1 protein-coding gene is annotated in these 380 nt (G+C 68.2%); it reads right to left on the minus strand.

The features are described 5' to 3' along the window. Positions 1-380: HNH endonuclease (locus G154_RS00060; RefSeq protein ID WP_036478462.1), on the minus strand; the 380-nt coding region annotated here is incomplete at both ends.

A 380-nucleotide genomic window follows, 5' to 3' on the forward strand; every position in this document is an offset into this window, starting at 1 on the left:
GTGTGGTGTAGCCGGCAGAGCAGCACTCCGTTGTCGATACTGGTTGTGCCGCCGGCGCTCCAGGGTTGGATGTGGTGGGCATCGCACCAGGACACCGGGCGCCCGCATCCCGGATGGGCACACCCGCCATCCCTGACGGCCAGCGCTTTACGAATCGCGGGGGTGAACAGTCTTTCCGCGCGCCCGACATCCAGCGGCACCCCGGTGTGGTCGACGATCACCGACGTCAGCGTGGCATCACAGCCGATCAACTCCGCGGTCGCCGCGGAGACCGGTCCACCGAACCCCAACCGATCCACCGCGTCACCGCTCACGCCCGGGGCTACCGGTCGGATGAGGGTGACGTGCGGCAGTACCCCACCAGACATCGGACGCCTCGA

The sequence above is a fragment of the Mycobacterium sp. VKM Ac-1816D genome (genome assembly GCF_000416385.1).
GTDB classification, from domain to species: Bacteria; Actinomycetota; Actinomycetes; order Mycobacteriales; family Mycobacteriaceae; genus Mycobacterium; species Mycobacterium neoaurum_A.